The 24,373-nt window shown below is 60.0% G+C and carries 26 protein-coding genes; 12 read left to right on the forward strand and 14 right to left on the reverse strand.

Translation table 11 applies throughout. The features are described from left to right. Nucleotides 1-7 precede the first annotated feature (7 nt). From HYZ49_09305 to dnaX, 5 genes are all read right to left on the reverse strand, one after another. Nucleotides 8-1,135, reverse strand: coding sequence for an acyl-CoA dehydrogenase (locus tag HYZ49_09305; GenBank protein MBI3242475.1), 1,128 nt, complete (start codon nucleotides 1,133-1,135; stop codon nucleotides 8-10). A gap of 114 nt (nucleotides 1,136-1,249) precedes the next feature. Beyond that, the gene (locus tag HYZ49_09310) at nucleotides 1,250-2,107 is read right to left on the reverse strand and encodes an alpha/beta hydrolase (GenBank protein MBI3242476.1); all 858 of its coding nucleotides are present in this window, start codon (nucleotides 2,105-2,107) and stop codon (nucleotides 1,250-1,252) included. A gap of 3 nt (nucleotides 2,108-2,110) precedes the next feature. Then, nucleotides 2,111-2,734 carry a recombination protein RecR gene (gene recR, locus HYZ49_09315; protein ID MBI3242477.1) on the reverse strand — a complete coding sequence of 208 codons (624 nt, stop codon included), beginning with the start codon at nucleotides 2,732-2,734 and terminating at the stop codon, nucleotides 2,111-2,113. A gap of 86 nt (nucleotides 2,735-2,820) precedes the next feature. Continuing rightward, nucleotides 2,821-3,165 carry a YbaB/EbfC family nucleoid-associated protein gene (locus HYZ49_09320; protein MBI3242478.1) on the reverse strand — a complete coding sequence of 115 codons (345 nt, stop codon included), beginning with the start codon at nucleotides 3,163-3,165 and terminating at the stop codon, nucleotides 2,821-2,823. A gap of 75 nt (nucleotides 3,166-3,240) precedes the next feature. Then, nucleotides 3,241-4,782, reverse strand: a complete 1,542-nt coding sequence (dnaX, locus tag HYZ49_09325) for a DNA polymerase III subunit gamma/tau (GenBank protein ID MBI3242479.1) — start codon at nucleotides 4,780-4,782, stop codon at nucleotides 3,241-3,243. Between the two features lie 150 nt (nucleotides 4,783-4,932). Here dnaX and tatA point away from each other — a divergent pair, with 150 nt between their 5' ends. Beyond that, nucleotides 4,933-5,118: a twin-arginine translocase TatA/TatE family subunit gene (tatA, locus tag HYZ49_09330; GenBank protein ID MBI3242480.1), complete on the forward strand. Its 186-nt coding sequence runs from the start codon at nucleotides 4,933-4,935 to the stop codon at nucleotides 5,116-5,118. Between the two features lie 91 nt (nucleotides 5,119-5,209). Here the strand turns inward: tatA and HYZ49_09335 are convergent, their stop codons facing one another. Continuing rightward, on the reverse strand, nucleotides 5,210-5,968 hold the full coding sequence (locus tag HYZ49_09335) for a LysM peptidoglycan-binding domain-containing protein (protein ID MBI3242481.1): 759 nt from the start codon (nucleotides 5,966-5,968) through the stop codon (nucleotides 5,210-5,212). 56 nt (nucleotides 5,969-6,024) lie between these two features. Between HYZ49_09335 and HYZ49_09340 the strand changes: the two genes are divergently transcribed. Beyond that, nucleotides 6,025-6,519: an NYN domain-containing protein gene (locus tag HYZ49_09340; GenBank protein MBI3242482.1), complete on the forward strand. Its 495-nt coding sequence runs from the start codon at nucleotides 6,025-6,027 to the stop codon at nucleotides 6,517-6,519. 241 nt (nucleotides 6,520-6,760) lie between these two features. Here HYZ49_09340 and HYZ49_09345 read toward each other — a convergent pair whose 3' ends face one another. Genes HYZ49_09345 through HYZ49_09355 form a run of 3 tightly spaced genes read right to left on the reverse strand, consistent with a single transcriptional unit; the run spans nucleotide 6,761 to nucleotide 8,302 of the window. Further along, on the reverse strand, nucleotides 6,761-6,985 hold the full coding sequence (locus tag HYZ49_09345) for a hypothetical protein (GenBank protein MBI3242483.1): 225 nt from the start codon (nucleotides 6,983-6,985) through the stop codon (nucleotides 6,761-6,763). A 13-nt stretch (nucleotides 6,986-6,998) separates the two neighbouring features. Beyond that, nucleotides 6,999-7,514: a phosphatase PAP2 family protein gene (locus HYZ49_09350; GenBank protein MBI3242484.1), complete on the reverse strand. Its 516-nt coding sequence runs from the start codon at nucleotides 7,512-7,514 to the stop codon at nucleotides 6,999-7,001. Continuing rightward, the gene (locus tag HYZ49_09355; GenBank protein ID MBI3242485.1) at nucleotides 7,511-8,302 is read right to left on the reverse strand and encodes an NTP transferase domain-containing protein; all 792 of its coding nucleotides are present in this window, start codon (nucleotides 8,300-8,302) and stop codon (nucleotides 7,511-7,513) included. The genes HYZ49_09350 and HYZ49_09355 overlap by 4 nt, the downstream gene beginning before the upstream one ends. A gap of 584 nt (nucleotides 8,303-8,886) precedes the next feature. Here HYZ49_09355 and HYZ49_09360 point away from each other — a divergent pair. The 10 genes from HYZ49_09360 (at nucleotide 8,887) to mutY (ending at nucleotide 20,455) form a co-directional block, all read left to right on the forward strand. Beyond that, the gene (locus HYZ49_09360; protein MBI3242486.1) at nucleotides 8,887-9,471 is read left to right on the forward strand and encodes a cupin domain-containing protein; all 585 of its coding nucleotides are present in this window, start codon (nucleotides 8,887-8,889) and stop codon (nucleotides 9,469-9,471) included. Nucleotides 9,472-9,657: 186 nt separating this feature from the next. Further along, entirely contained in the window at nucleotides 9,658-12,969 is a 3,312-nt protein-coding gene (gene fdnG / locus HYZ49_09365; protein ID MBI3242487.1) for a formate dehydrogenase-N subunit alpha, read from the forward strand. Further along, nucleotides 12,887-13,774 (forward strand): 4Fe-4S dicluster domain-containing protein, encoded by an 888-nt coding sequence (locus HYZ49_09370; protein MBI3242488.1) that lies wholly within the window; start codon nucleotides 12,887-12,889, stop codon nucleotides 13,772-13,774. The genes fdnG and HYZ49_09370 overlap by 83 nt, the downstream gene beginning before the upstream one ends. Before the next feature lie 2 nt (nucleotides 13,775-13,776). Then, nucleotides 13,777-14,688 carry a polysulfide reductase NrfD gene (nrfD, locus tag HYZ49_09375; protein ID MBI3242489.1) on the forward strand — a complete coding sequence of 304 codons (912 nt, stop codon included), beginning with the start codon at nucleotides 13,777-13,779 and terminating at the stop codon, nucleotides 14,686-14,688. 358 nt (nucleotides 14,689-15,046) lie between these two features. Then, nucleotides 15,047-15,700 carry a DUF4386 family protein gene (locus tag HYZ49_09380; protein MBI3242490.1) on the forward strand — a complete coding sequence of 218 codons (654 nt, stop codon included), beginning with the start codon at nucleotides 15,047-15,049 and terminating at the stop codon, nucleotides 15,698-15,700. A gap of 216 nt (nucleotides 15,701-15,916) precedes the next feature. Then, nucleotides 15,917-16,204: a hypothetical protein gene (locus HYZ49_09385; GenBank protein ID MBI3242491.1), complete on the forward strand. Its 288-nt coding sequence runs from the start codon at nucleotides 15,917-15,919 to the stop codon at nucleotides 16,202-16,204. Further along, nucleotides 16,204-17,208 (forward strand): formate dehydrogenase accessory protein FdhE, encoded by a 1,005-nt coding sequence (locus HYZ49_09390; GenBank protein MBI3242492.1) that lies wholly within the window; start codon nucleotides 16,204-16,206, stop codon nucleotides 17,206-17,208. Before HYZ49_09385 ends, HYZ49_09390 begins: the two co-directional genes overlap by 1 nt. An 82-nt stretch (nucleotides 17,209-17,290) precedes the next feature. Beyond that, on the forward strand, nucleotides 17,291-18,415 hold the full coding sequence (locus HYZ49_09395) for an Mrp/NBP35 family ATP-binding protein (protein ID MBI3242493.1): 1,125 nt from the start codon (nucleotides 17,291-17,293) through the stop codon (nucleotides 18,413-18,415). A 6-nt stretch (nucleotides 18,416-18,421) separates the two neighbouring features. Next, nucleotides 18,422-19,225 carry a formate dehydrogenase accessory sulfurtransferase FdhD gene (fdhD, locus tag HYZ49_09400; protein ID MBI3242494.1) on the forward strand — a complete coding sequence of 268 codons (804 nt, stop codon included), beginning with the start codon at nucleotides 18,422-18,424 and terminating at the stop codon, nucleotides 19,223-19,225. A 69-nt stretch (nucleotides 19,226-19,294) separates the two neighbouring features. Next, a complete protein-coding gene (gene mutY / locus HYZ49_09405; protein ID MBI3242495.1) occupies nucleotides 19,295-20,455 on the forward strand; it encodes an A/G-specific adenine glycosylase in 1,161 nt (386 codons plus the stop codon). Here mutY and HYZ49_09410 read toward each other — a convergent pair. The 5 genes from HYZ49_09410 to HYZ49_09430 form a co-directional block, all read right to left on the reverse strand. Beyond that, nucleotides 20,373-21,227: a GNAT family N-acetyltransferase gene (locus HYZ49_09410; protein ID MBI3242496.1), complete on the reverse strand. Its 855-nt coding sequence runs from the start codon at nucleotides 21,225-21,227 to the stop codon at nucleotides 20,373-20,375. The genes mutY and HYZ49_09410 overlap by 83 nt on opposite strands. A 17-nt stretch (nucleotides 21,228-21,244) precedes the next feature. Further along, nucleotides 21,245-21,607: a response regulator gene (locus HYZ49_09415; GenBank protein MBI3242497.1), complete on the reverse strand. Its 363-nt coding sequence runs from the start codon at nucleotides 21,605-21,607 to the stop codon at nucleotides 21,245-21,247. A gap of 2 nt (nucleotides 21,608-21,609) precedes the next feature. Beyond that, the gene (locus HYZ49_09420) at nucleotides 21,610-22,596 is read right to left on the reverse strand and encodes a Gfo/Idh/MocA family oxidoreductase (GenBank protein ID MBI3242498.1); all 987 of its coding nucleotides are present in this window, start codon (nucleotides 22,594-22,596) and stop codon (nucleotides 21,610-21,612) included. A 91-nt stretch (nucleotides 22,597-22,687) separates the two neighbouring features. Continuing rightward, nucleotides 22,688-23,641 carry a lipoyl synthase gene (gene lipA / locus HYZ49_09425; GenBank protein ID MBI3242499.1) on the reverse strand — a complete coding sequence of 318 codons (954 nt, stop codon included), beginning with the start codon at nucleotides 23,639-23,641 and terminating at the stop codon, nucleotides 22,688-22,690. Further along, nucleotides 23,641-24,285, reverse strand: a complete 645-nt coding sequence (locus HYZ49_09430; GenBank protein ID MBI3242500.1) for a Uma2 family endonuclease — start codon at nucleotides 24,283-24,285, stop codon at nucleotides 23,641-23,643. The genes lipA and HYZ49_09430 overlap by 1 nt, the downstream gene beginning before the upstream one ends. Between the last annotated feature and the right edge of the window lie 88 nt (nucleotides 24,286-24,373).

A 24,373-nucleotide genomic window follows, 5' to 3' on the forward strand; every position in this document is an offset into this window, starting at 1 on the left:
GCTGGTATTAGCGCATTCCCAACTCATTCCGCGCAATCACCATCCGCTGAATCTCGCTGGTGCCTTCATAAATCTCTGTAATCTTGGCGTCGCGGAAGTAACGCTCCACCGGCAGTTCCTTGCTGTAACCCATGCCGCCATGAATCTGCACCGCCTGATGAGCGCAAAACATCGCCGTCTCCGAGGCAAACAATTTCGCCATCGAAGCTTCCAGCGAATACCGTTCGCCGGTATGCTTGCTCCGCTCCTTCGTCAGCGCCGCGTTATAGATCAGCAGGCGCGAGGCCTCGATGCGGGTTTTCATATCGGCAATCTTGAACTGAATGCCCTGAAACTCGCCGATCTTATTGCCAAAGGCCTCGCGTTCTTTGGCGTAAGCGATGCTGGCTTCGTAGGCGGCCTCGGCGATGCCCAGCGCCTGTGAGGCAATGCCAATGCGGCCCGCGTCCAGCACCGTCATCGCAATCTTGAAACCCTCGCCCTCCTCGCCCAGCCGGTTTTCAACAGGGCAGTGATAATCCTCAAATACAATTTCACTGGTGGCCGAGGCCCGAATACCCAGCTTTGGCTCGTGCTTGCCGCGCGAAAAACCGGGCTTGTCGGTTTCGACGATGAAGGCGGTGATGCCTTTGTGTTTTTTCTCCGGGGCAGTCATGGTGAAGAGGATGATGATGTCGGCCACGGGGGCCGAGGTGACCCACGACTTGCGGCCATTGAGGGTGTAGCCGTCGTTTTGACGTGTGGCCCGCGACTTCATCGTCCCCGCGTCCGAGCCGGACATCGGCTCGGTGAGCGAGTAAGCGCCGATCTTCTCGCCGCCGGCAATCGGCGCAAGATACTTCTGCTTCTGCGCCTCCGTGCCAAACTTCAACAGGCCGTGGCAGACCAGTGAGTTGTTGACACTCATGATCGTGCCGTGCGCCGCATCCACTTTGCAGACCTCTTCCATCGCCAGAACGTAAGAAATCGTATCCAGGCCGGCGCCACCGTACTCTTCCGGCACTTCGATACCCATCAGGCCGAGCGCCCCCATTTTTTTGATCGTCTCAAAGGGAAACTCGCCCGTCTCGTCGTGGTGGGCGGCCACTTTGGCGATCTCCTTCCGGGCAAAGTCGCGGGCGGTGTTGCGGATCATTTCGTGCTCAGCCGTGAGCGTCAGACTCAGGCCGTTGTTTTGCAGTTCGGCAACGTTCATTGGGGAATCCTCCAGAAAACAAGCGCAGGTTGCGAGGATTATAGCATGGGGACTCTAGCGGCATTCCTGCCAAAAGGCTAGGATTTTGGGGGCAATGGCCTCAGGAAGCTGGACATTCAAATCGTGCATGCCGCGAGGAATAAAGAGGATGCGCGCCGAGGGTTGGGCCTGGCGCAGAAAGTCGAGGGCCGGGGTCAGAAATGGGCGAACGTGAGACATCTGCCCAACCAAATACAGGATCGGATCGCGAACACGGCCAACATTGGGGCGCAAGTCTTCGCCAACCGTGCGCAGCAGATTTACCCAGGCACGGCGCTCGGCATGTGGCTCAAGATAACAGTCTTTCAACGCCCGCAATTCCTCTCCGGGTGAATGACGCAGAATAAGCAGGCCGCGAACCCAGGCAACAACGATCAGCAACGGGATGAAGAGGCGAAAGATCAGCGGACCTATCAACGGCGTGGCCAGAGCCAGACGCAAGACATGATAGACCCTCATCAAGCCCCACCAATAGAAAACGCCCTCGATTGCAGTGACGGTGACAACTTTCTCCGGGTGTTCGCCGGCAAGTGTCAGGGCGATGCCGCCTCCATAAGAAGCGCCGATGAGATGAGCGCGTTCTATTTCCAATTCCTGGAATGCTTGATATAGAACTTCCGCCTGAGAGGCCGCCGTGTACGAAAAATCAGCCGGCTTATCCGAGCGGCCCACGCCAAGATAATCGAAGGCCAGAACGCGAAAGGGCGGGTTGAGGAAAGGGACGAGACGCGCCCACTGCCGGTGCGAGGAAAACAGGCCGGGGATTAAAACAACCGGGGGCCGATTGTGAGAGTCGGCGGCCCCTGGAAATTCAACGTAGTGAAGGCGATGCGGCCCAACCGTGACAAATCGGGAGAGGGGTTTGCCGGTCACGGCTTACATGTCGCTTCGGCCTTCGAGGGCGCGGGCCAGGGTGGTCTCGTCGGCGTACTCCAAATCGCCGCCGACGGGCAGGCCACGCGCCAGGCGGGTGACCCGGATTCCCAACGGCGCGATCTGTTTCTGCAAATACATGGCCGTGGCTTCACCCTCGTAGCTGGGGTTGGTGGCCAGGATCACTTCGCGCACGGGCGGCTTGCTCTCGCGCAGGCGGGTCATCAATTCTTTGATCCGCAGATCATCCGGGCCAACATCTTCGACAGGCGAGATCGCGCCATGCAAAACATGGTAACGCCCGCGATACGAGCGCGTGCGCTCCAGGGCAATCACGTCCAGCGGCTCTTCGACGACGCAGAGCTGGGCAACGTCGCGAGTCTCGTCGCGGCACAGGCCACACGGGTCGGCTGAGGCCTCGGTCATATTGAAGCACGTCGAGCAGAAGCGGGTGCGCTCCTTCATTTGAGTGAGCGCCTCGGCCAGCGACTGGGTTTGCTCCGGCGGCTGGCGCAAAAGATAGTAAGTGAGGCGCGAGGCCGTTTTGGGGCCGATGCCCGGCAGGCGCGAGAACTCATCAACGAGGGCCTGCACCGAGGCGGGGATGACAGTTGTGGGAGGAGGCATGAAGCACCTGACAAGATGACAAGGTGGCAAGATGACACGGTGAATCTCACCCGCCCATCTTGTCATCCACTCATCTTGTCATCCTGTCACATCCCCGGCAGACCCAACCCGCCCGTCACCGATTGCAAACGCTCGGCGGCCAGCACCTGCGAGCGTTCGATGGCTTCGTTGACGGCGGCCACCAGAATATCGCCCAACATCTCGGCGTCACCCGAAGCCATCAACTCAGGCGAGACGGCAATGGATTGAATCCGTTGCGCGCCAGAGATCACAATCGTGATCGCGCCGCCGCCTGCCGTCACCGTCAGGCGCTCGCCGGCCAGCGCTTCCTGCGTCTTCGCCATCTCTTCCTGCATCTTCGCCAGTCTTGCCATCATGTTGTTGCCACCGCCCACGTTGCCCGGCATGCGCAACCCTTTACCTTTTGCCATATTAGTCTCCTTGATGTGTTTCCTTCATTTCCCTCGTTTCCTTTGATGAAGGAAATCAGGGAAAAGAAGGAAATGTTATTTTCGTAGTTTCCCGCCCAGCCGAATGGCCTCGGCCACCGGCCCGTCACTGCTTACGTCGGGCAAGGTCTCGGTCTGCGCCGAGTTGAGAACACAGCGCACTTTGAAGGACCGGCCCAGCACCTGCTGAAGGGCCGCTTCGATTAACTGACGATTCTGATCGGTGTTCGTCTTCGAAAGCAGAACTTCGTTTTGAAAACCAAGCACTACTATTTCGCCTTCAAGGCTTATGGGTTTGCACCACTGCAGCAGAGCCGGCAAGTTGCGGTGCGAGCGGCCGCTGACCGACACAATATCCGCCCAGCGCGCGGTGATTTGACTCAAGTTGACGTCAGAGCCTGATTGAGGTTTGGCGGAGGTTGAGGGTGGAGGCGGCAAGGGAGGGGCGGCCTTGCGCGGGGACGGTGTTGCCCCGGCCTCTGTACCCGCGGCCGGTGCAACACCGTCCCCGGTTGAACCTATTCGCAAACATTCCACAAAGGCAAGTTCCAGCGGCAACTGCGCCAGCCACCCGCTCCGCGAATCGTTGGCCGCCGTGTTGAAGGCTTTGATCGCCTGCACTAAACCCGCCGGGTCGAATCGCGCCGCCTGGCCATGCATGGTTTTGCGCGTCTCTGCGCCCGCATCCACCAGCGCCGCATTGCCCAGCCGCGTCAACAGCAGGCCGCGCAAATAGTCCACCATTTGCCGGGCGAACTGGCGCGAGTCAATGCCGTCCTCGGCCATGTTGTTGATCAGGTCGAGGCCGCGCGAACTGTCCTGAGCCAGCATGGCTTCGGCTAACTCCTGCACCGCCTGACCGCTGGCCGTGCCCAGCACCTTGAGCGTGCCGTCGAGCGTCACCTTTTCATCGGGCGAGATGATCAACTGATCGAGAAGGCTGATAGCGTCGCGCAAACTGCCGGTGGCCTGGCGGGCCAGCAAGTCCAGCACCGCCGGTTCCACGCTCAAGCCTTCGCGCTCGACGATGGCGCCCAAACGGCCCGCGACTTCGGCGGCAGGGATGCGGCGAAAGGTGTGCTTCTGGCAACGCGAGGCCACCGTGAGCGGCACTTTGTGCAGTTCGGTGGTCGCCAAAATAAAGACGGCGTGCGGCGGCGGCTCTTCGAGCGTCTTGAGCAAAGCATTGAAAGCGCCCATTGAGAGCATGTGAACTTCGTCAATGATATAGACTTTGTATTGGCCCTCGCCCGGCGCAAAGTTGATCTTGTCGCGCAGGTCGCGGATGTTGTCCACGCCGGTGTTGGAGGCGGCGTCAATTTCGATGAGGTCGAGAAAGCGGCCCTCGTTGACGGCAACGCAGTTGCGGCAGGTGTTGTCGGGACGCTGGGCCGGGTCGGGGTGAGTGCAGTTAAGGGCCTTCGCCACCAGGCGGGCGGTCGTGGTCTTGCCCGTGCCGCGCGGCCCTGAGAAGAGGTAGGCGTGGGCGGCCCGCCCCGACGCCAGCGCGTTGCGGATCGTTTTGACGACGTGTTCCTGCCCCACCACCTCATCAAAAGCAATGGGACGCCATTTGCGATATAACGCTTGTTCTGCCAAAGTTTTTGCCTCAGGGCGAGTCTAACATTCCAACTGCCTTCACGCAAGACGACTTGCCGGCTTCTTAATTATCCGGCAAAGTGAGGGATGCTATAATAGCCGCAGTGCAGACAAGAGTACGCCTGCACAACTTACACAGAGGAGTTTGCCATGCCTTTTCGATTAGGCGCACCTGAGTTGATTATTATCCTGGTCATCGTCATCGTCCTGTTCGGCACCAGCCGCATCTCGACGATTGGCCGTGACCTGGGCGCGGCCATCCGTGAATTCCGCAAAGGAATGGGCGGTGACGAGGCCAAGAAGAAAGAAGAAGAAACGCCCACGAAAGAACAATAACACCGACTTATGGCAGTCTAACACTTGCAGACACCAAGTGTCTTGGAGACACTTGGTGTCCGCGAAGCCATAAGTCAAACCGGAAGCGGTTCTAAGGTATCAAGAACGTTGTGTGAGTCTGGCCCTGCGGGTCCACCAACGTCGCCGTCTCGCCAGCCTGCCACATCGCCCCGCCCTGTCCCCAATATAAATCCGTCACCGTGTCGCGCCCCAGGCCGGTGTGAATATTAATGGCCCCGCCTTGAAACAAACTTAGCACCGGAAACGGGTATACATTGCCCTGGTCGTCGCGCAGAGTCCAGCCGGCCAGTTCCACCGGCCCGCCCAGGTTCACCAGCGTCACCTTCTCGGTCGCCAGGTTGCCCGGGTCCACCACCGCCCGGATCGCCAATTGCGGCACGCCCTGTTGAACGACCGAGGTGCCCGTAGGCGGCGGCGTCACCGACGTGCCCTCTGGGTTGATCAACGCTTCCGCCGTCGCCGTCACCTTCGGCAAACCGCCGACCGGGATCACCAATATCTGCCCTACGCTCAACGCATTGGGATCAGTCAAGCCATTGGCGGCCAGGATGTCGTCCACCGACACGTCGAAGTCGAGCGAGATGCTTCCCAACGTGTCGCCGCCTTTCACTTCGTAAAGCGTCGGGGTCACCGTTGCCTGGATGAGTGGCGGCTGGGTTTGTGCGGCTACCTGAGTGGCGGCCAACGGCGGCTGAGGAATGGGCGTGTGGGTGGCAATCGCCGCCGGCTCCGAGTGGGTGGCATCCCAGATCGCCAGCACCGAGAACGTCACCGCCGCCGAGACAATCGCGTTCAAAATCAAATAGAAGAACAATCGCCGCCAATTCATAATGCGGTGATCATACTCGGAAGCCAAGCGTCTGGCAATCGTCGGGCAAGGTCAACTTGTCCCGCGTTACAATCGGAGCGATGCCCTACTTGATTGACGGCCACAACGTGATCGGCCAGACACCCGGCCTGTCGCTTGACGACCCGGACGACGAAGTGAAGCTGGTTCTCCTCATCCGCCGCCATTGTTTGCGCGAGAGACGCAAGGCTACCCTGATCTTCGACGGCGGCCTGCCCGGCGGCGTGTCCAGCTTGTCTACGAGTGATGTGGCCGTCATCTTCGCCTCGGATCGTCACACCACTGCCGACGATTTGATCCTCAACCGGATCAGCGGCGAGAAGAATCCATCCGGCCTCATCGTGGTCACCTCCGATCAGAAAATCGTCTCCGCGGCGCAACGCCGCCGAATCAACGTCCGGCCCTCTGCCGAGTTTGGCCGCGCCCTGACGCAAACGGCAACTTCGGCCAGCGCTTCGGAAAAAGAGCGCGGCCTGACTCAGAACGAACTTTCGGAATGGGAAGAGTTTTTTAAGCAGAGGAAATCGGGCTAAGGCTGGCGGCTCTCTCATTTGTCTCTCACCATCAGTTAAGAGCGCCTTCATTCAGCCGGCTTATGCTGAGGTCAATAACGGCCCTCCGCAAAACCCATCAGCTCGCGCGTCCCTGACATGGAGTGGCCTATAAAAGAAACCGCCGGTGTGCCCCCCTCACACTGGCGGTTTCGTTTTATTTGACAACGGATGAAACGGATAGAGCGGATTTGAAATTCGTTGTCTCCAGGCATCGGCAAGGCTACTTGCGAGTTTTCTTCTTTGCCGGCTTTTTGGCCGTCGCCGGTTTGGCCGCCAGCGGGCGTTTGAACACCAGCCCCTCGCCGCCGAGCATGCCGGTGTTCATGTCGTCAATCAACTCCCAGCCATCCGCGCCCAGGGCGTTTAGCACGGCGGGAAGAATGGGAAATTTTTGGGCGGCGTGCAACTTCTCGAACTGCTGGTTGTGCTTTTTGAATTCAGCCACCGTCAAGGATACTCTAGCCTGGCAGAAGAGTCAAAACGATAGCGCCACAAACCAGGCCACAGGCCGCCCCGGCGGCCACATCTGAAAAATAATGCACGCCCATCGCCACCCGCGAGAGGGCCACGAGCGGGGCCCAGACCAGCATCAGGGCCGCCCACCAGATCGGGCCAAGCGCCACCGCCACGACCGCCAGCATCGCTGCCCGCGCCGCGTGGCCGGATGGAAACGAGTGCGGGTCGAGTTTGCGATACCCTTGCCCCCACTCGCCTGCCGGGCGCTGGCGGCGAAAAGACAATTTGAGAGCCTGCACCAGGATTGCCGTGGCCGCCACCCCGGTAAGACCAAGCAACGCTTCGAACTTCCAGAAATCGGAGCCGAGCCACAAGGTGAGCAAGAGGCCGACCAGCCACAGTGGGCTGTCGCCGGAGTGCGCCAACAGAATGGCAACGTTGCGAAGCGGGCCGGGCCGTTCGGCGACCCTGAATCTGGATGAAAGGCGAGCATCAACCTCTGCCAATTCATCCTTCATCCTTCTGTCTTCATCCTTTCCAAATCCCGCGCCACAATCTCGTACTGAAACGGCTTGTCCACATCCATGCCGATTTCGGCGTAAGGGCAGAATACCGGGCGGCCGGTGATGCCCATCTTCTTGCCCACCAACTGCACCGCCCGTTCGGCTGTGAGTTGGCGCAAAGCCAACAGCAACAAGGTCTCGTAACCGATCAACGACGCCTGCTTGAACACGTTCTTGCGGGCGTCGGTGATTTTTTCCCACACCGGGTTATCGCCCTTCACCAGCCGGGTCGCCAGCAAGCCGGAGTCGCCGCCGCACACGGTTGCCCCTTTGAGGCGGGTGTAACTGCGCCGCGACCCCGGAAAACGTTTCTCCATCACCGGGCGTTCGATGACGCTGTAACAAAAGTCAACATCGGTTTTCAAGCACTCGTCCACCAGCCAGTTGAAATGCTTGGCGCGAACGGTGGGAATGTCGGCGCTCACCCACAACATGCGCGTGGCCGACGAGTTGAGTTGAAGCCCATATTGCAGACCGGCCCGGGCGTTCGCCACCATGCTCCCCGCGCTGGGGATAAAGTCCAACGGCTTGTCGCCGCACCTCAGGCCGGACGCGGGGGTGAGGCCGACGACGACCACCCGACCAACTCGGTCGGCCCCGGCCAGCGCATCCAACACCCACTGAACCATCGGCTTCCCAGAAATCGAAACCAGCGCCTTCGGCCCGCCCTTTGTGAGCGGATACAACGGATCGTCAGGCGCGATCTCCCCGCCCGCCGCCACCATCGCGTCAACTTGAGTCATGGATTGCCCTCTATCAGGAATTTGCTGTAATAGGTGTGTTGCCGCGCCCGCGCGTTTCGCGAGTTGTGGGCAAAAGGCGCTTACGTGCAACGGCCAGATTCTAACACTTGACAGCTCGATCACACAACATAAAACCTCAACCTGGGGCAAGCGCAGGGGAGCGCGCCGCCGCCTTCTGACGGGCGGTCACGGCTACAAACCGCGCTCGCACGGCGTAACCTTGCAATCGCCCTGCTCAATTCGGATAATTATTGACTTAATTCTGAGAATGACAATAATAGTATCTAGATTTCCTTCTCCGTAACCTGTTATTTTCGACAACCGTACTACACCCTACAACAGAAGAGGGGCCAGCATAGCCCGCTAGTTAGTTCGCTGTCATCCATCTTTGGCGGTGAGACAGAAGCCTGCCCTCAAAAACTCCAAGTCTCAGTAGTCGTCATGAACTGCGTTCACCACCAGCGACGAAAACGGCAAGTGTTGGGCGTTCCCTACCAACGAAGTTCAAGTAAGTGGGCCGCAGATCAACACAGCAAGCGCGCTATTCTGACAGCCCGTGCCGCAAACAAGAAGGAGCGTGTTACATGGCAAAGACAGGTCAGACGATTGAAAACCCGGTCACCGGCCAGCGGATACTCTTCCTGACTTCCGCCAAAGAAAATGGCGGAACCCGTTGGGAAGTCGAGTGGTTCATCAAGCCTCATCTGGGGAAATTCCCGCCGGAGCATTTTCATCCGGTCTTCGGGGAGCGATTTGAAATCCTGTCGGGCGCGGCCCGCTATCGGTTGGACGGTCAAGAGTATCCTGCCCAGCCGGGAGACGTGGTGAACATACCGACCTCCAGCACGCATCTGCATCCGTGGAGCGCGAGTGATGAAGGACTGCATATGCGTCATGTCATCGAACTGGCCCAGCCTAACCTCAAGATGCTCAGCGCCGCCGAAGATTTCTTCGAGTCACTCTTCGCCCTGGCGCGAGATGGCAAAGTGGGCAAGGATGGCCTGCCCAATTTCCTGCAATTCGCCGTTTTGGCCGTAGCCGCCAGCCCGCTGGCTTATCCGGCCGGCATTCCGATGGGCGCAGTAGACACCTTATTTGGAGGCTTGGCGCGTCTGGGCGGTTGGCTGGGCTATCCAGCGCGTTATCCGCAGGCCGGCGGAGCGGAGTGACACAAACCATCCTGCGCTCCTTCAAGCACAACGGCGCTTCCACTTCGCTTCAGCGCCGCGCCTGATGCCCGCCAATTTACGGAGTCTTCCAAAAGGAGGTGAGTCCTCGGTCAGCGAGAAACATCAGTGCTTGCTCGTCTCTGTGATCGTATCCAATCAACTCATTTGAGAGAGGAGGAGCCTTATATGACACAACAAATGTCTCGCCGGCAGTTCTTGAAACTGTCCGCCGGGGCGATGGGCGGCGTGGCGGCCAGCGAGATGGCCGGGCTTGGCTTCGACGCCACGCGCGTTCATGCCCGAACTCACGCCAGGCAGATCAAGCAGGGCAAAGAAGTGCCAAGCGTTTGCCCCTATTGCGCCGTAGGTTGCGGCCAGATCGTCACCGTCGCCGACGGCAAAATCCTGGACATCCAGGGCAATTACGACAGCCCGATCAACGTCGGCACCCTCTGCCCCAAAGGCGCGGCCACCTACCAACTCGCCAAGAACGACCACCGCTGGACCAAAGCCAAATATCGCGCTCCCAATTCCGACCACTGGGAGGACATCTCGCTCGAAGAGGCAATGGACAAGATCGCCCAGAAGTTCAAGGCGACCCGCGATGCCAACTTCATCGAGAAGGCCACAGTGGGCGACAAGGAGAAGACCATCAACCAGGTGCTTGCCATCGCTTCCCTCGGCGGCGCGACGATTGACGACGAGTGGAACTACCTGCACCAAAAGTTGTTGCGGGCCGCCGGAGTGGTCTCGATTGAAAACCAGGCCCGCATATGACACTCTGCCTCTGTCCCCGGTCTGGGGATAACGTTTGGCCGCGGCGCGGCCACCACCTTCGCCCGCGATCTGGCGAACTCCGACGCGATCATGATCATGGGCTCGAACATGGCAGAGTGCCACCCCGTCGCTTTCCGCTGGGTGATGAAGGCCAAAGAAAAGGGCGCCAAGTTGATGCACGTGGACCCGCGCTTCACCCGCACCTCGGCCATGGCCGACATCCACGCCCCCATCCGCGCCGGAACCGACATCGTCTTCCTCGGCGCGCTCATCAACTACGTCATCAACAGTGACAAGTGGAACAGCGACCCCTTCTTCAAAGAGTACGTCGTCAACTTCAGCAACGCCGCCACCCTCATCTCCGCCGACTACCAGGACCCCGAAGACATGGACGGCGTGTTCTCCGGCTTCGACGCCGCGAATCGCCGCTACGACACCAAGTCGTGGGCCTATCAGCGCGAAGACGCCCTGGTGCAACCGACCGGCGAGGAGAAGACTTACGCCGAGATGATCGCGGCCCGCGTGCCGGGCCGCCCCAAGACTGACCCCACCCTGCAAGACCCGCGCACCGTCTTCCAGATTATGAGCCGGCACTACGCCCGCTACACTCCGGAGATGGTAGAGAACGTGTGCGGTTGCCCGAAGGAGAAGTTTGTCGAGGTGGCCGAGACTTTGCTGGCGAACTCGGGCCGCGAGCGCACCAGCGCCATTGCCTACGCCGTCGGCTGGACGCAACACACGGTGGGCGTGCAGTTCATCCGCACTGCCGGCATGTTACAGACGCTTCTCGGCAATGCCGGCCGCCCCGGCGGCGGCATTTTGGCCCTGCGCGGCCACGCTACCATTCAAGGCTCCACCGACATCCCCACGCTCTATCACTCCTGGGCAGGGTACATCAACGCCGCCGACGCGCGCAAGAACCACGACACCCTCAAGGATTTCATCCTGACCGAAACAGTGCCGACCGCCTTCTGGTCGAACACACCCAAGTTCGTCGTGAGCATGCTCAAGGCCTGGTTCGGCGAGGCGGCCACCCCGGAGAATGACTTCGGCTATAACTACCTGCCGAAGATCACCGGCGACCACTCGCACATCCCCATGTTCGTCCTGATGAATCAGGGCGGCATCAATGGCTTCATCGCCATCGGGCAGAACCCGGCGGTGGGCGGCCAGAACGCCGAATTCCAACGCCAGGCGCTCGGCAAGCTGGAATGGATGGTGGTGCGCGATTACTTCGAGACGGAGACCGCCGCCTTCTGGAAACGGCCCGGCGTGGACCCGGCGACCGTTGGCACCGAAGTCTTCTTCCTGCCCGCCGCCCACGTTGCCGAGGGGCAAGGGACGTTCACTAACACCCAACGCCTCCTGCAACAACACGACAAGGCCGTTGACCCGCCGGAGGATGCCCGCACCGATCAATGGTTCACCTTCCATTTGGGCCGCCGCCTCAAGGAGCTTTACCAAGACAGCACCAATCCGCGCGATTGGGCGATCCAAAATCTGCTGTGGGATTACCTGAATCCCGACGAGAACGCCGCATGGCAGATCAAAGATGAGCCGAGCGCCGACCTGATCATGCGCGAGATCAACGGCTACATCTGGGCCGACAAGAAACTCGTGCCTGGCTTTGCCGCTCTTCAGGACGATGGCTCAACGGTCTGCGGCTGTTGGATTTACAGCGGTGTTTACCCGGAAGAAGGCCGGAACCGCGCCGCCGAGCGTGAGGGCGACGACTGGGTCAGCCCCAAGTGGGGCTTCGCCTGGCCGGCCAACCGCCACATCCTCTACAGCCGCGCCTCTGCCGATGCGGCCGGCAACCCGTGGAGCGACCGCAAGAAGTACACCTACTTCGACCCGGCCAAGGACTCCGGCACGAAAGACGCCAACGGCAATCCCATCATCGGCGCCTGGGTTAACGCAGGCGGTGATAGCATTGACTTCCCGCTCACCAAGAAGCCCGGGGCCGCCGCGAAAGCCGGAGCCGAAGGTGTGGGCCTGGCGTTCCACGACGGGGCCAGCCCGGCCCTGATGAAGGCTGATGGCAAGTTCTGGCTGTTTGCGCCGAGCGGCGCGGTGGATGGGCCGATGCCCACCCACTACGAGCCGTACGAGTCGCCGGTGACAAATCCGGTCTACAAGCAACAGCGCAACCCCGTTGCCAAGATTTGGGAAGTGCCGGGCAACCCCTACCACAACCCCGAAGATTCAGCGAAGTATCCGATCATCGTCTCCACCTACCGCCTCACCGAGCACTACCTCTCCGGCACGATGAGCCGCTGGCTGCCCTGGCTGGCCGAGCTCATGCCGGAGTTGTTCGTCGAGATGAGCCATGAACTGGCGGACGAGAAGGGCGTGAACAACGGCGACTGGGTCACCGTCGTCACCGCCCGGGGCGAGGTGGAAGGCCGGGCGCTGGTGACGCGGCGCATGATGCCGTTTGTCATTGACGGCAAGACCTTTCACGAGATCGGCATCCCCTGGCACTGGGGTTATCAGGGTTTGGCGAGCGGCGATGTGACCAACGACATCAGCGCGCTGGTGGCCGATCCGAACGTCACCATCCACGAAGGCAAGGTGTTCTCGGGCGATCTCCGGTTGGGCCGCCGCACTGCGCCCGCGCCGGAACTCTACAAGCAAAATGTTGCCCAATACAAGGGGCCGACGACGACGCTGGCCAGCCTCCAGTGCAACGACTCGCTTGGGGAGGTGTGCAATGCCTAAGGGAATGTTCGTTGACACTTCCATCTGCATTGGCTGTAAAGCCTGTCAGGTGGCTTGCAAGGAATGGAACGAACTCGGCGGCGAGCCGGAGGACTTCCGGGAAGTAGAGGGCCGGCTCAAGGCCGTCAACTTCACCGGCAACTCCTACGATAACACCGGCCGGCTCACTGCCACCAACTGGCGGCACGTGCGCTTCATCGAACGCGGCTCGTCACTCGAAGGCAACATGGCCTGGTACATGATGAGCGACTCGTGCAAGCATTGCGCTCAGGCCGGTTGCCTGGAAGTCTGCCCGACCCACGCCTTGCGGCGCACCGACCTGGGCAACGTGGTAGTGGACCAGGACGTATGCAATGGCTGTCGGGCTTGCGTCGCCGCCTGTCCGTTCGGTGTGATCAGCTACAACAAGCAGACGGGCCGGGTGAACAAATGCACGTTGTGCGACGACCGCATCAGCCAGGGGCTGGAGACGGCCTGCGCCAAAGCCTGCCCGACCGACTCTATCGTCTTCGGCGAAGTGGATGAACTGCGCGTCAGCGCCCGCCAGCGGGTGGAGACGCTGAAATCGCTCGGCCACACCAAAGCGCAGTTGTACGGCGACACTGACGTGCTGGGCGGGTTGAACGTGTTCTATCTCCTGCTCGACGACCCCGAAGTGTACGGCCAGCCGGTCAACCCACAACTGCCTCAGAGAAACCTGGTCTCCGGCTCGTTGTGGAGCATCGGCAGTGCACTCGTGCTGGGCCTCTCGGCCCTCATCGCCTTCCGGTCACGCCGGAACGGCGTCACAGCAAAGGAGGCCTAGCCATGCCCGGTGAACTGCAAATCCCTAATTGGGAATGGTGGATCGTCGTCTACTTCTTCGTCGGCGGCATCGCGGGCGGGGCCTACTTCACCTCGGCCATCATCGAGTTGGTTGGCCGACCCGAAGACCGGCCCATCGCCCGCATGGGCTACTACATCGCCTTCCCCCTCTCGCTGGTCTCTGCGGTAGCCCTCATTGCCGACCTGGGAAGCCCGGCACGATTTTGGCACATGGTTGTCTATAGCAGGACGTTCCTGCCCATGCCAAAATGGGACTCGCCGGTCTCGGTCGGCGCGTACGCCCTGCTGTTCTTCGGCGGGTTCAGCTTCCTGTCGTTCCTCGACGCGCTGGTGGAGACGGGCCGCCTGCCCTGGGCACCCTTCCGCGAGAAGTATTCCGGTATGCCGCGCATGATCTACTCGATCCTCGGCGGGCTGAACGGATTCTTCCTCGCCTCGTACACCGGCGTCCTGCTGGCTCATACCCAATTGCCGGCCTGGGCGGACACGCCCCTGCTCGGCGCGCTCTTCGTCGCCTCCGGGGCCTCCACCGGCATGGCCGCCATCGCCCTCGGTCTGGCGCTAACCCCGCAGGGAGTGGACATAGGCGAGTCGTGGGCGAAGCTCAAGCAGGCCGACAACATGGCGATGATCCTGGAGATCGCCTTGCTGGTTGTGATGCTCGTCTGGCTGGGGAGCGCCGCCGCGCCTCTCCTCAGCGGGCTGAACGGCATCCTGCTGATCGGCGGCGCATTGCTGGTCGGGCTGATCGTCCCGCTAGCGATGCAGTTCCGCGCCGGTTTCCAGGGCGTCAAGGCCAGTGCCAACGTCACGCTAGTGACGTCGCTCCTGATCCTGGTGGGGGGCTTCATCATGCGGACGGTGATCGTGATGGCCCCGCAAGGGCTGTTGTAGAGTGGGCGTCCCGCTTCGCGTCACGCAAAGCGGGACGGTGATCGTGATGGCCCCGCAAGGGCTGTTGTAATGAGTGTGCAACGCTGTAAAACGTGAGGCGTAATGACGCCATTGCGCCTCACGTTTGTGTTGGGATGCCCCAAATTACGGAAAAACCCTTGCCATAATTTATCCCCCTGGAGAGTATCAGACAGAATTTTTTTCGCCTTTTGGGACTTTGGCGGTATTTAGACGGAAACGGTTTGCCTTCTAACACGACGGATATTAGACGGAAAATTCCGCTCACTTAATGATTGGGCCGCTCATCGCCGCATCAGCAAGTGTTAGCAAACAAGTTCAGTTGACAAGGAGATAAGCCATGAACACTTCACAAAAAGCCGCTGGCATTGGGGCATTGCTTCAAGGGCTATCCTTTGTCATCGTGCTGGTACTTATCTTCGCGGTATTGCCCGGCTTCGGCTTTCAAGGGCCAAACGACTTTGCCGATCCAGCGAAAGCTTTACCCTTTATCGCCAGCCAGTCGCTGTTGGCATTTCGGTTGTTCGCCGGTGACATTCTCTTCGCCGTCTTTCTCATCCTGACCGTGATGGGTCTGTATGAGCGATTACAAACTCATTCGCCGGCCCTCGTGCGCCTGGCAACGGCGGCAGGGCTGATCACAACGGCGTCCATCCTGGCTAACGGTACAATCGGTAGCAGCCTCTTTCAACTGGCGCGTCTCTATCCCCAAAACCGTGAAGTTGTCGAGACAGCCTTTTTGACGCTCACCTTGGTCTCATCCAATGGGGCAGGGATTCTCACGGGTGGCATCTTCGCCTATGGTTGGTGGGCGGTGCTGGTCAGTTGGGTCGCCCTGCGGGCAGGAACATTCCCTAAGGTCTTGAACTACTTGGGGATACTATTTGGCCTGGCGGGTATCGGAGCTATCTTAATACAGCCCTTGGGCTTTCTCGGGGTTTTTGTCGGATTAGTTTGGTGTCTCTGGTTAGGCGTGGTGCTACTGCGGGCATAAGCTATGGGCATCAACGTTCTCTTTTCGGGCAAAGGGCGCGGCCCAACACGGCATGAACCCGACGCGGCTACCGCCGCGCCCTCGCGGAGTTTCGGGCAGTTCCGGCGGGTCTTCCTCGCGAAGGAGTCGTTAGTTCACCGCCGCGCGGGTGATGCGCGCCGTTGGGCGGCTATCTATCTTCATGGTCATGCAAGGATAAGCAGAAGGAGGTCAAGTATGGCTGGTCGTGATGGCAAAGGTGAAAAATTTGTTCCGAGTTCACGCAAGTATGATCGCACGATAGATGATGCCTTGAAGACGATGGAGCGGCTGGCCGCGTGGTTCGAAACCGCCAAACAGGAAAATGTGTGGCGGCAGACGGCTGATCCGCTGGAGGCCGCCATGCTTCACGGCATGTTGACGCACCTCCGGCAGGAGATCGATCAACTCATCGCCCTCGGCGGCGACGAGTTGCAAGAAACCATTAACGCCCTGCGGACGCTGGCGGCGCAGGAGGAAGCCTGATGGCAACGCGCCAGGCTAAAGCCGATCCGCAAACTGAAGCTCTGTTGAAACGGCTGGATGACCTCGTCGAGCGCTGGCCCGACCTGGCCGAGCCGGCCGCCTTTTATCGGGCGGCCCTGCCCGCCTTGCGGGCGGCGCAAAAAAACATCGAGCCGTTCACGCTCGATGCCGAGGCCGCGAAGCGCAAACTTGAATCCGGCCTGCCCTTGCTTGTCGGCGAAGACTTGCCGCTCGACGTTGAAGCGACCCGCGACCTCTTTCTGCGCCTGTGCCGCATTGTCGAAAATACCGCCCCGGAAGAAGCCAAAGCCAGCCGCCCCGGCTGGGGCCTCCGCCTGGCGAAACGCGGCCAACCCGATTCACTCAAGTTGATCGAGCAGGCTCGAAATGGAAACGGGGCCGCCCTACGCGCCGCCGCCGCCGGACAAATCCGCCGCGCCGTCGAAGGTAAGGGCGGCACGAGTGGCCGCCCCCTACTTGACCTTTCAACGATCTGGGCCGCGCTCGCCCTCGGCGATTGGCGGCGGCTCGAACTCATCGCCACCAGCCTCAAACTCGACGCCGAGCTACTGCGACTGTTGGCTCAAAACAGCCTCAAGCCTGCCATGCGCGTTTGGGCGCAAGGCCTCAAAAATGTTGATCTGGATGACTGGCGGCGCGGCCAATGCCCTCTGTGCGGCAGTCCGCCCCTCCTCACCGAAATTCAGGGCAAAGAGGGCGAGCGCCGCCTGCGCTGTGGCGTGTGCGGCGCAAGCTGGCACTACCCGCGCTTGCAGTGCGTGCTCTGCAACAACCAAAACTACAAACAACTCGGCTACATCACGGTCGAGGGCGAAGAAGAAAAATACAGCCTGCAAACCTGCGACGCCTGCCGGGGCTATCTGAAAGTCGTCGTCACCTACGATCCGATCCCGGTCGCTCAACTTCCGGTGGAAGATTTGGCGACTCTGCATCTCGACCTGATTGCCGCCGAGCGCGAGTACACCCGCGCACCGGCGCGATAAGCGAAGTGATCTACGAAGGGCCACGAAAAGAAATCTCAGCTTCGTGGTCTTCGTGGATCAACAGCAAAGGTTTCATGCTACGATGAACCTGTTCGGATTCTTGAATCGCTCGCCCGTCGTCACACCTGATCAGGTCATGCTTGCTCTCGGCAAAGTGCTGGAGCCGGAAGTCAACCGCGATCTGGTTTCGCTGGGCATGGTGAAGAACGTCGCCGCCCGCAACGGCGTGGTTAGCTTCACCGTCCGCCTGCGTGAGGCGGGCAGTCCTTTGCAAGTGCCCATCGAGCGGCGGGCGCGGCACGCTGTGCTGGCCATCCCCGGCGTGAAAGATGTCAACATCACTTTTGAAACCGGCCCCCGCTCGCAACTGCGCGACACCTCCAAGCTCAACTTCGGCGCGAAAGCCGTCGTCGCCGTCGCCAGTGGCAAGGGCGGCGTGGGCAAGTCCACCGTCGCCGTGAATCTTGCGGTGGCGCTGGCGCAAATGGGTCAGCGCGTCGGCCTGTTGGATGGCGACATTCACGGCCCCAACGTGCCACTGATGATGGGGATTGCCGACCAGCGCCCCTTTGCCTTCGGCGAACAGATTCTCCCGCCCGCCGCCCACGGGGTCACCGTCATGTCTATGGGCCTCCTGGTTCCGGCCGAAGCGCCCGTCATCTGGCGCGGGCCGATGATGCACCAGGCCATCCGCCAACTCTTGCGCGACGTGATGTGGGGCGAGCTTGACTACCTGATCGTAGACTTGCCGCCCGGCACCGGCGACGTTCAGTTGACGCTCACTCAATCCCTGCCACTGGCCGGGGCGATGTTGGTGACGACGCCTCAGGACGTGGCAATGGCCGATGTCATCAAAGGCGGAGAAATGTTCCACCAACTCGACGTGCCGGTGTTGGGCTTAATCGAGAACATGAGTTACTATATCTGCCCGCACTGCGGCCAGCCGGATTACATTTTCGGCGAGGGCGGCGGCGAACAGTTGAGTCAGAGATTGAATACGACTCTACTGGCGAAAGTGCCGCTCGACTCGGCGGTGCGCGCCAGCGGCGACAGCGGGACGCCGGTGGTGTTGGCCGCGCCCGACTCACGGGCGGGCCAGGCATTCAGCCAGGCGGCGGAGGCCGTCAACACTAAAGTCAAAGCCCTGCCCCCGCGTGAGATTCCTTATGTGTATATGCCTGATCCCGATCTAAGGATCATCAGTTGATAACCTATGTCTCAAACCAAGACCGACGGTATTCACCCTCTCGATTACACCCTCTACGAAAACGGCGCGTGGCAGGCGATGGCCGGGGCCATCACCGAAGAAGCCCTGGTGTGCATTCACCTCAATGGCCGCGAACTGGCGACGTTCATGTGCACGCCGCGCGAACCGGACGAACTGGCCCTGGGCTTTCTGCGCGCCGAAGGACTCATCCACAGCCTGGCCGAAGTGCGCGCCCTGACGATCTCGGAGGACGGCCGGTGCGTGGATGTCTGGCTGGATCACGCTGTTGAACTGCCGGCACGCCGCATCATCACTTCGGGCTGTGGCGGCGGCGTCACCTTCGACGACATGCGCGCCCGGCACACCCCGCTCAACACAAACGCGACGGTCACCCCTGAGCAAATCTTCGCCCGGATGCGCGAGTTGTATCAGGCCGGCGATCTGTACAGCGTCACGCAAGGCATTCACACTTCGGCCCTCAGCGACGGCGAGCGGCTACTGCTGGTGGCCGAAGACGTGGGCCGCCACAACACCATTGACCGGCTGTGGGGCAAGGCCCTCAAGCAAAACATCTCCACCGAAGGCAACATCCTGCTGGCAACCGGGCGCATCAGTTCGGAGATGCTGGGCAAGGCGGCAAAGATGGGCGTCCCCATTGTTGTCTCGCGCACCTCGGCCACCAGCCTCTCGGTAGAATTGGGCCGGGCGTGGAATATCACCGTCGTCGGCTACGCGCGCCGCAACAGCCTGCGTGTGTACACCGCCCTGCACCGCATCGCCCTCGAAGCCCAAACCGTTGCGCCGGCCTGAACGCCAACCAAACACAACAACGAATTGGGGAAAGGAACGAATGCAAGACCAGGTGGCGCATTCCGTTCGATGACAAAGAAACAATCCGCTAAATCCGTTCAATCCGTTGACGAAATAAGCCGGCCTCTCCTCAACTGGTACGCCGCCAACGCCCGCGACCTGCCCTGGCGCAAGACTCGCGATCCGTATCGAATCTGGATCAGCGAGATCATGTTGCAACAGACTCAGGTGGAAGCCGTCATCCCGTATTACCGCCGCTGGCTGAAAAAATTTCCGACGGTGAAGGCGTTAGCCGAAGCGCCGCTCAAAGACGTGCTGGCGATCTGGGAAGGGTTGGGCTACTACTCGCGCGCCCGAAATTTACACAAAGCCGCCCGGAAGCTCGTGGCTGAACACGATGGGCGACTGCCAAAGACAGTGGAAGGGCTGAGGCAGTTATCAGGGATTGGGCGGTACACGGCAGGGGCCATCGCTTCCATTGCCTTCAACGCTGATACCGCCGTGCTGGATGGCAACGTCAAACGTGTCCTCGCCCGCGTCTTCAATCTCGCCGATGACGTGAAAAGTCCGGCAGGCGAAAAGAAGTTGTGGGCGCTGGCCGAAAGCCTGGTGCCGCCGGGCAACGCCGGCGATTACAACCAGGCCGTGATGGATTTGGGCGCGACCATCTGCCGCCCGCAAAACCCAACGTGCTTGCTTTGCCCCCTGCTCGGCTTGTGCGAAGCGCAAAAGTTGGGCCTGCAAAACGAACGCCCGGTAGCAAAGAAGAAGCCGCCCACGCCGCACTATGATGTGGCCGCTGGCATCATCCGAAAGAACGGGCGAGTGCTGATCGCCCAGCGCCCGGCAGACAAATTGCTCGGCGGCTTGTGGGAGTTTCCCGGCGGCAAGGTCGAGCCGGGCGAGAGTTTGCCCGATTGCCTGCGGCGCGAGATTCAGGAAGAGTTAGGAATCAAAATCGAAGCGGGCGAGCAACGGCTCACGCTCAAACACGCTTACACCCATTTCAAGATCACATTGCATGTGTTTGAAGCAAAATGGGCGAGCGGCAAAGCGCGGGCGCTTGAAGTGGCCGATTTTAAGTGGGCGCTCCCCCGCGAGCTAGCGGCTTACCCGATGGGCAAAACGGATCGGGCGATTGCGGCATTCATTTCTGCCGATACATCTCAACCCGGCGAAACGACTCAACATAGCCCATCTCGTAAAACGCGGGCAGGTGTGCATCGTTGACATAGATGTTCTCGGTCTGGGTGTCGAGGTCAAAATACTTGTCGTGCAGGTGAGCCAGCAAGGCCCGACCGACTATCGCCGGGTCGCCCTGCTCGGTCTGTATGACCAAACGCGAGAGCATGTAGCGCTGGCGCTGGAAGGCCAGCCAGCCGCGGTCACCGCCGGGCAAGGTCACGGTCAAACAAAAAACGTCGGTTGCGTTGTGCAACGACTCGGTCTGGTTCGTCCACGGCGGCAGAGTTGTTCGAGTCTCAAGCAGGGCCAGGGCCTCGGCGCGGGCCATCCATTGAACATCGCCAAACGGGTAAACCGGCGGCGGCCCCGGAGGCCGGCGCAGGATGAGCAGTTCGCCCGTTTCATAAAATCCAAGTTTTAGAAAAAGTTTTTGGGCCGGAACGTTGTTCTTGATGACTTCCAACATGGTGAAGCGAATGTCCAGACGCTCAGCCGCCTCCAGCAGGGCAACCATGAGTGTCCGTCCCGCCCCGTGACGGCGGCTTGTCGGCAAAACGCCCAGCCGGGTGATCCACGCCCGCCCGGCGCGAACGCCCAACATCCCTAGCCCCTGCATCACGCCCTCATCCATCGCCACAAAAGAATTTTCCAGATTGATGTCGTACACGTGAATGTATTCGGTCATCTTGGCGATGTTCATCGGCATCGGCACAAGATAATCCACGCGAGACTTGTTGTAAATGGTTGTCAGTTCTTTAAGTGTGAACTTGCTGGCTGGGATAAGCTCAAGCGGGTTGTCTGAGGGAGCCAGGGCCATGTCGTGAGGATACACAATCAGCGAAGATGGGAAGCGACCTGCTCAAGAAGAGTCGCAACTTTGATAGGTTTGCTGATGTAGCCGTTACAACCATAAGCTTTGACCATCTGGCGGGCCGTCTCTTCGGGCCAGGCGGTAACGACGACAATAGGAGTGTGCGCCGTTTCGGGCGCGCGACGCAGTTGGGAGGCAACGGTCTGGCCGTCGAGGTCGGGCAGGCCCAGGTCGAGCAGGATCAGGTCGGGGCGCTCGTCGGCTGCCATTTGCAAGCCGGTCTCGCCGTCTGGCGCGTGGAGAACTTCGTAACCGTTGGCCGTCAGCACCCGCTCGACCAGCAGAACGTTGTCTTCAATATCTTCGATCAACAGGACTCGCGGCATGATCAGGCAACCCGAACGGGTTTCCCCGTTTTAGCCGACTCGTACAGGGCGACGAGGGTGGCAACGTGTCCCCGGCTCTCGGCCAGCGACACGCGCGGCGGCTTGCCATTCAAGATAGCGTCGTGCAAGTCTTCCACTTCGCCTTCGTAAAGTTGCCTCTCGGCCACCGGAACGACCTCGTCGGCGTCGTTCCGCCTCAGAATCAATTTTGCTGTTGCGTCCGGCTTGAAAGGTTGAGTAAGCATAATCGCGCCGGCCCGGCCTACGATCTCGGCGTGGGTGCGAAACGGCGAGCGAAAGCCGCAATCGAACTGAGCGAACCGGTCACCCGAATAACGAAGCTGGCCGACGAACCAGCCGTCAACGCCGGTAGAGTCCTGTTTCTGCCACCCAACCACTTCGACGGGTGGCCCGTCGAAAACATATTGAGCCAAGCTGATCGGGTAACATCCTACATCCCAAACACTGCCGCCGCCCAGCGCCGGGTCGAGGCGCACATCAACAGCTCGCGTCAGGTTGAAGGTAAAGGACGCCTTCACCAGCGAAACGTCGCCAATCGCCCCGCTCTCGATCAACTCTTTCACCTTGAGCGTCTGCGAATGGTGGCGATACATGAAGGCTTCGGCCATGACTTTGCCGGTTCGTTTTGTGGCTTCGGTCATTCTGTCCACTTCGGCAGTTGTGAGGGCAAAAGGCTTTTCCACCAGCACATGCTTGCCGGCTTCGGCGCACTTCACCGCCCACTCGGCGTGGAGGCTGTTTGGCAGGCTGATGTAAACGATGTCAATGTCGTCGTCGGCCAGCAAGGCTTCGTAACTGCTGTAAGCCTTCGGGATATTCCACTCTTTGGCGTAAGCGTCGGCTTTGGCCCGGTCGCGGCTGGCAACGGCGGCCAGTTCGCCCCGCGCCGAAGCGCGAATCGGCGGGATGAGGGCGCGATTGATCTTGGCAGTGCTGAGGAGGCCCCAGCGAAGTTTCTTGATTGGCATAACGGAATGCAATGCACCACGAAGACACTAAGTCACGAGGGCACAAAGCCTTTCTTTGTGTCTTTGTGTCCTCGTGACTTCGTGGTGAAACTTATCCAGGTTGGCCGTAAAGCTGGCGATGGACGGCGCTCAGGGCGCGCACCTGCCGGTCGGCGTGATACGAGGAGCGCACCAGCGGCGCGCACTCCACCCACTTGAAGCCAATTTCGTAACCGTACTGCTTGAGTTCCTTGAACTCGTCGAGGGTGTAATAACGTTCGATAGGCAAATGCTTCTTCGACGGCTGAAGATACTGGCCGACGGTGAGAATGTCCACGCCCCAACTGCGCTGATCGCGCATCACCGCCTTCACTTCGCCCATCGTCTCGCCCAGCCCCAGCATGATGCCCGACTTGGTCAACACGTCCGGCTCAAGCTTCTTGGCGTTGGAAAGGGTGGCGGCGGCCCACTCGTAGTTGTCCTGCGGCTGAACTTTCTTGAACAGTCTCGGCACGGTCTCGACGTTGTGGTTGAGAATTTCGGGACGGGCTTCCATCACGATTTGCAACGCCTCAAGGCTGCCTTTGAAGTCGGGGATGAGGACTTCGATGGAACAGCCGGGGTGAATTTCGCGGATGCGTTGGATGACCATCGCAAAGATTGGCGCACCGCCGTCTTTGCGTTCGTCGCGATTAACGCTGGTGATGACGGCGTGGCGCAGGTTCATAGCCTTCACCGCCTGAGCCACCCGCTCCGGCTCGGCAAAATCGAGCGGCGATGGCCGCCCGTGTTTGATGTCACAAAAGCCGCAGGTTCGGGTGCAGACATCGCCCATCATCAAAAACGTCGCCGTCCCGGCCCCCCAGCACTCGCCCATGTTCGGGCACATCGCCTCTTCACAAACGGTGTGCAGAGTCTTGGCCCGCATCAACTGTTTTAGATTTTCGTAGGTCTCGCCGCCGGGGGCGCGGACTTTGATCCACTCCGGGCGGCGGAGCGGCGCGGGGACGGCCTGAATTTCTTCGGGATGAATCAGGCGGTCGCGCGTGGGTTCAGTAACGGGCATTAGAAGACTCCAAGTTCTTTTAGCACAGCCACTGTGTTGGGCAATTCGTCCTTTTCATTCGGCCACAACCAGTTGATTTTGAGTTTGAAGTTTGGCAAGGCAACGGAGTGGATGATACCGTCTACGGGCGCAACTTCAATCAGCCGCTCGCCCTGCCGCTGGTAAAACTGCGTGCCTGTCGGGCCGTAAGGGTCAATCAGCCACAACTCACGGACGCCCGCCTTCTCGTAATTCTCGCGCTTGACGCCACGATCGTATTGAGCGGTTGAGTTGGAAAGAATCTCAATGACGAGATCGGGCGCCTCCATAATTTCGTTGTCTGCAAAGATATGGAGTCGATCTTTGCGAACGAAAAGGATATCAGGCTCATAAGTTTGGTGAAGTGAAATACGGACTGCTGATCGTGAGCCACGCACTTCACCCAGACTGAAAAAATCTGCAAACAGGCCAATCACTTTGACAAGAAACACTTGCAAGCGCTCGTGAATGTCAGAGGGAGTAGGCATGATAATGAGTATCCCGTCTATAAGTTCTGCTTTTCGATCCTCTGGCGCGAGGCGAATAAAGTCTTGATGGGTGAGGCGCGGCGGCGACGTTTCCATCATTTCCACACGGCGAACGGGAGGATTGGCTAAAGTTGTCATGGCGGTGCTCCAGTTAGATTTTACGCCACTTTTGGGTTTTAGACGGTCAGGAGTTCCGGGCAGGTATAATCGGCGCACTTCACTTCAA

Source organism: Chloroflexota bacterium (assembly GCA_016197225.1).
GTDB lineage: Bacteria > Chloroflexota > Anaerolineae > Anaerolineales > VGOW01 > VGOW01.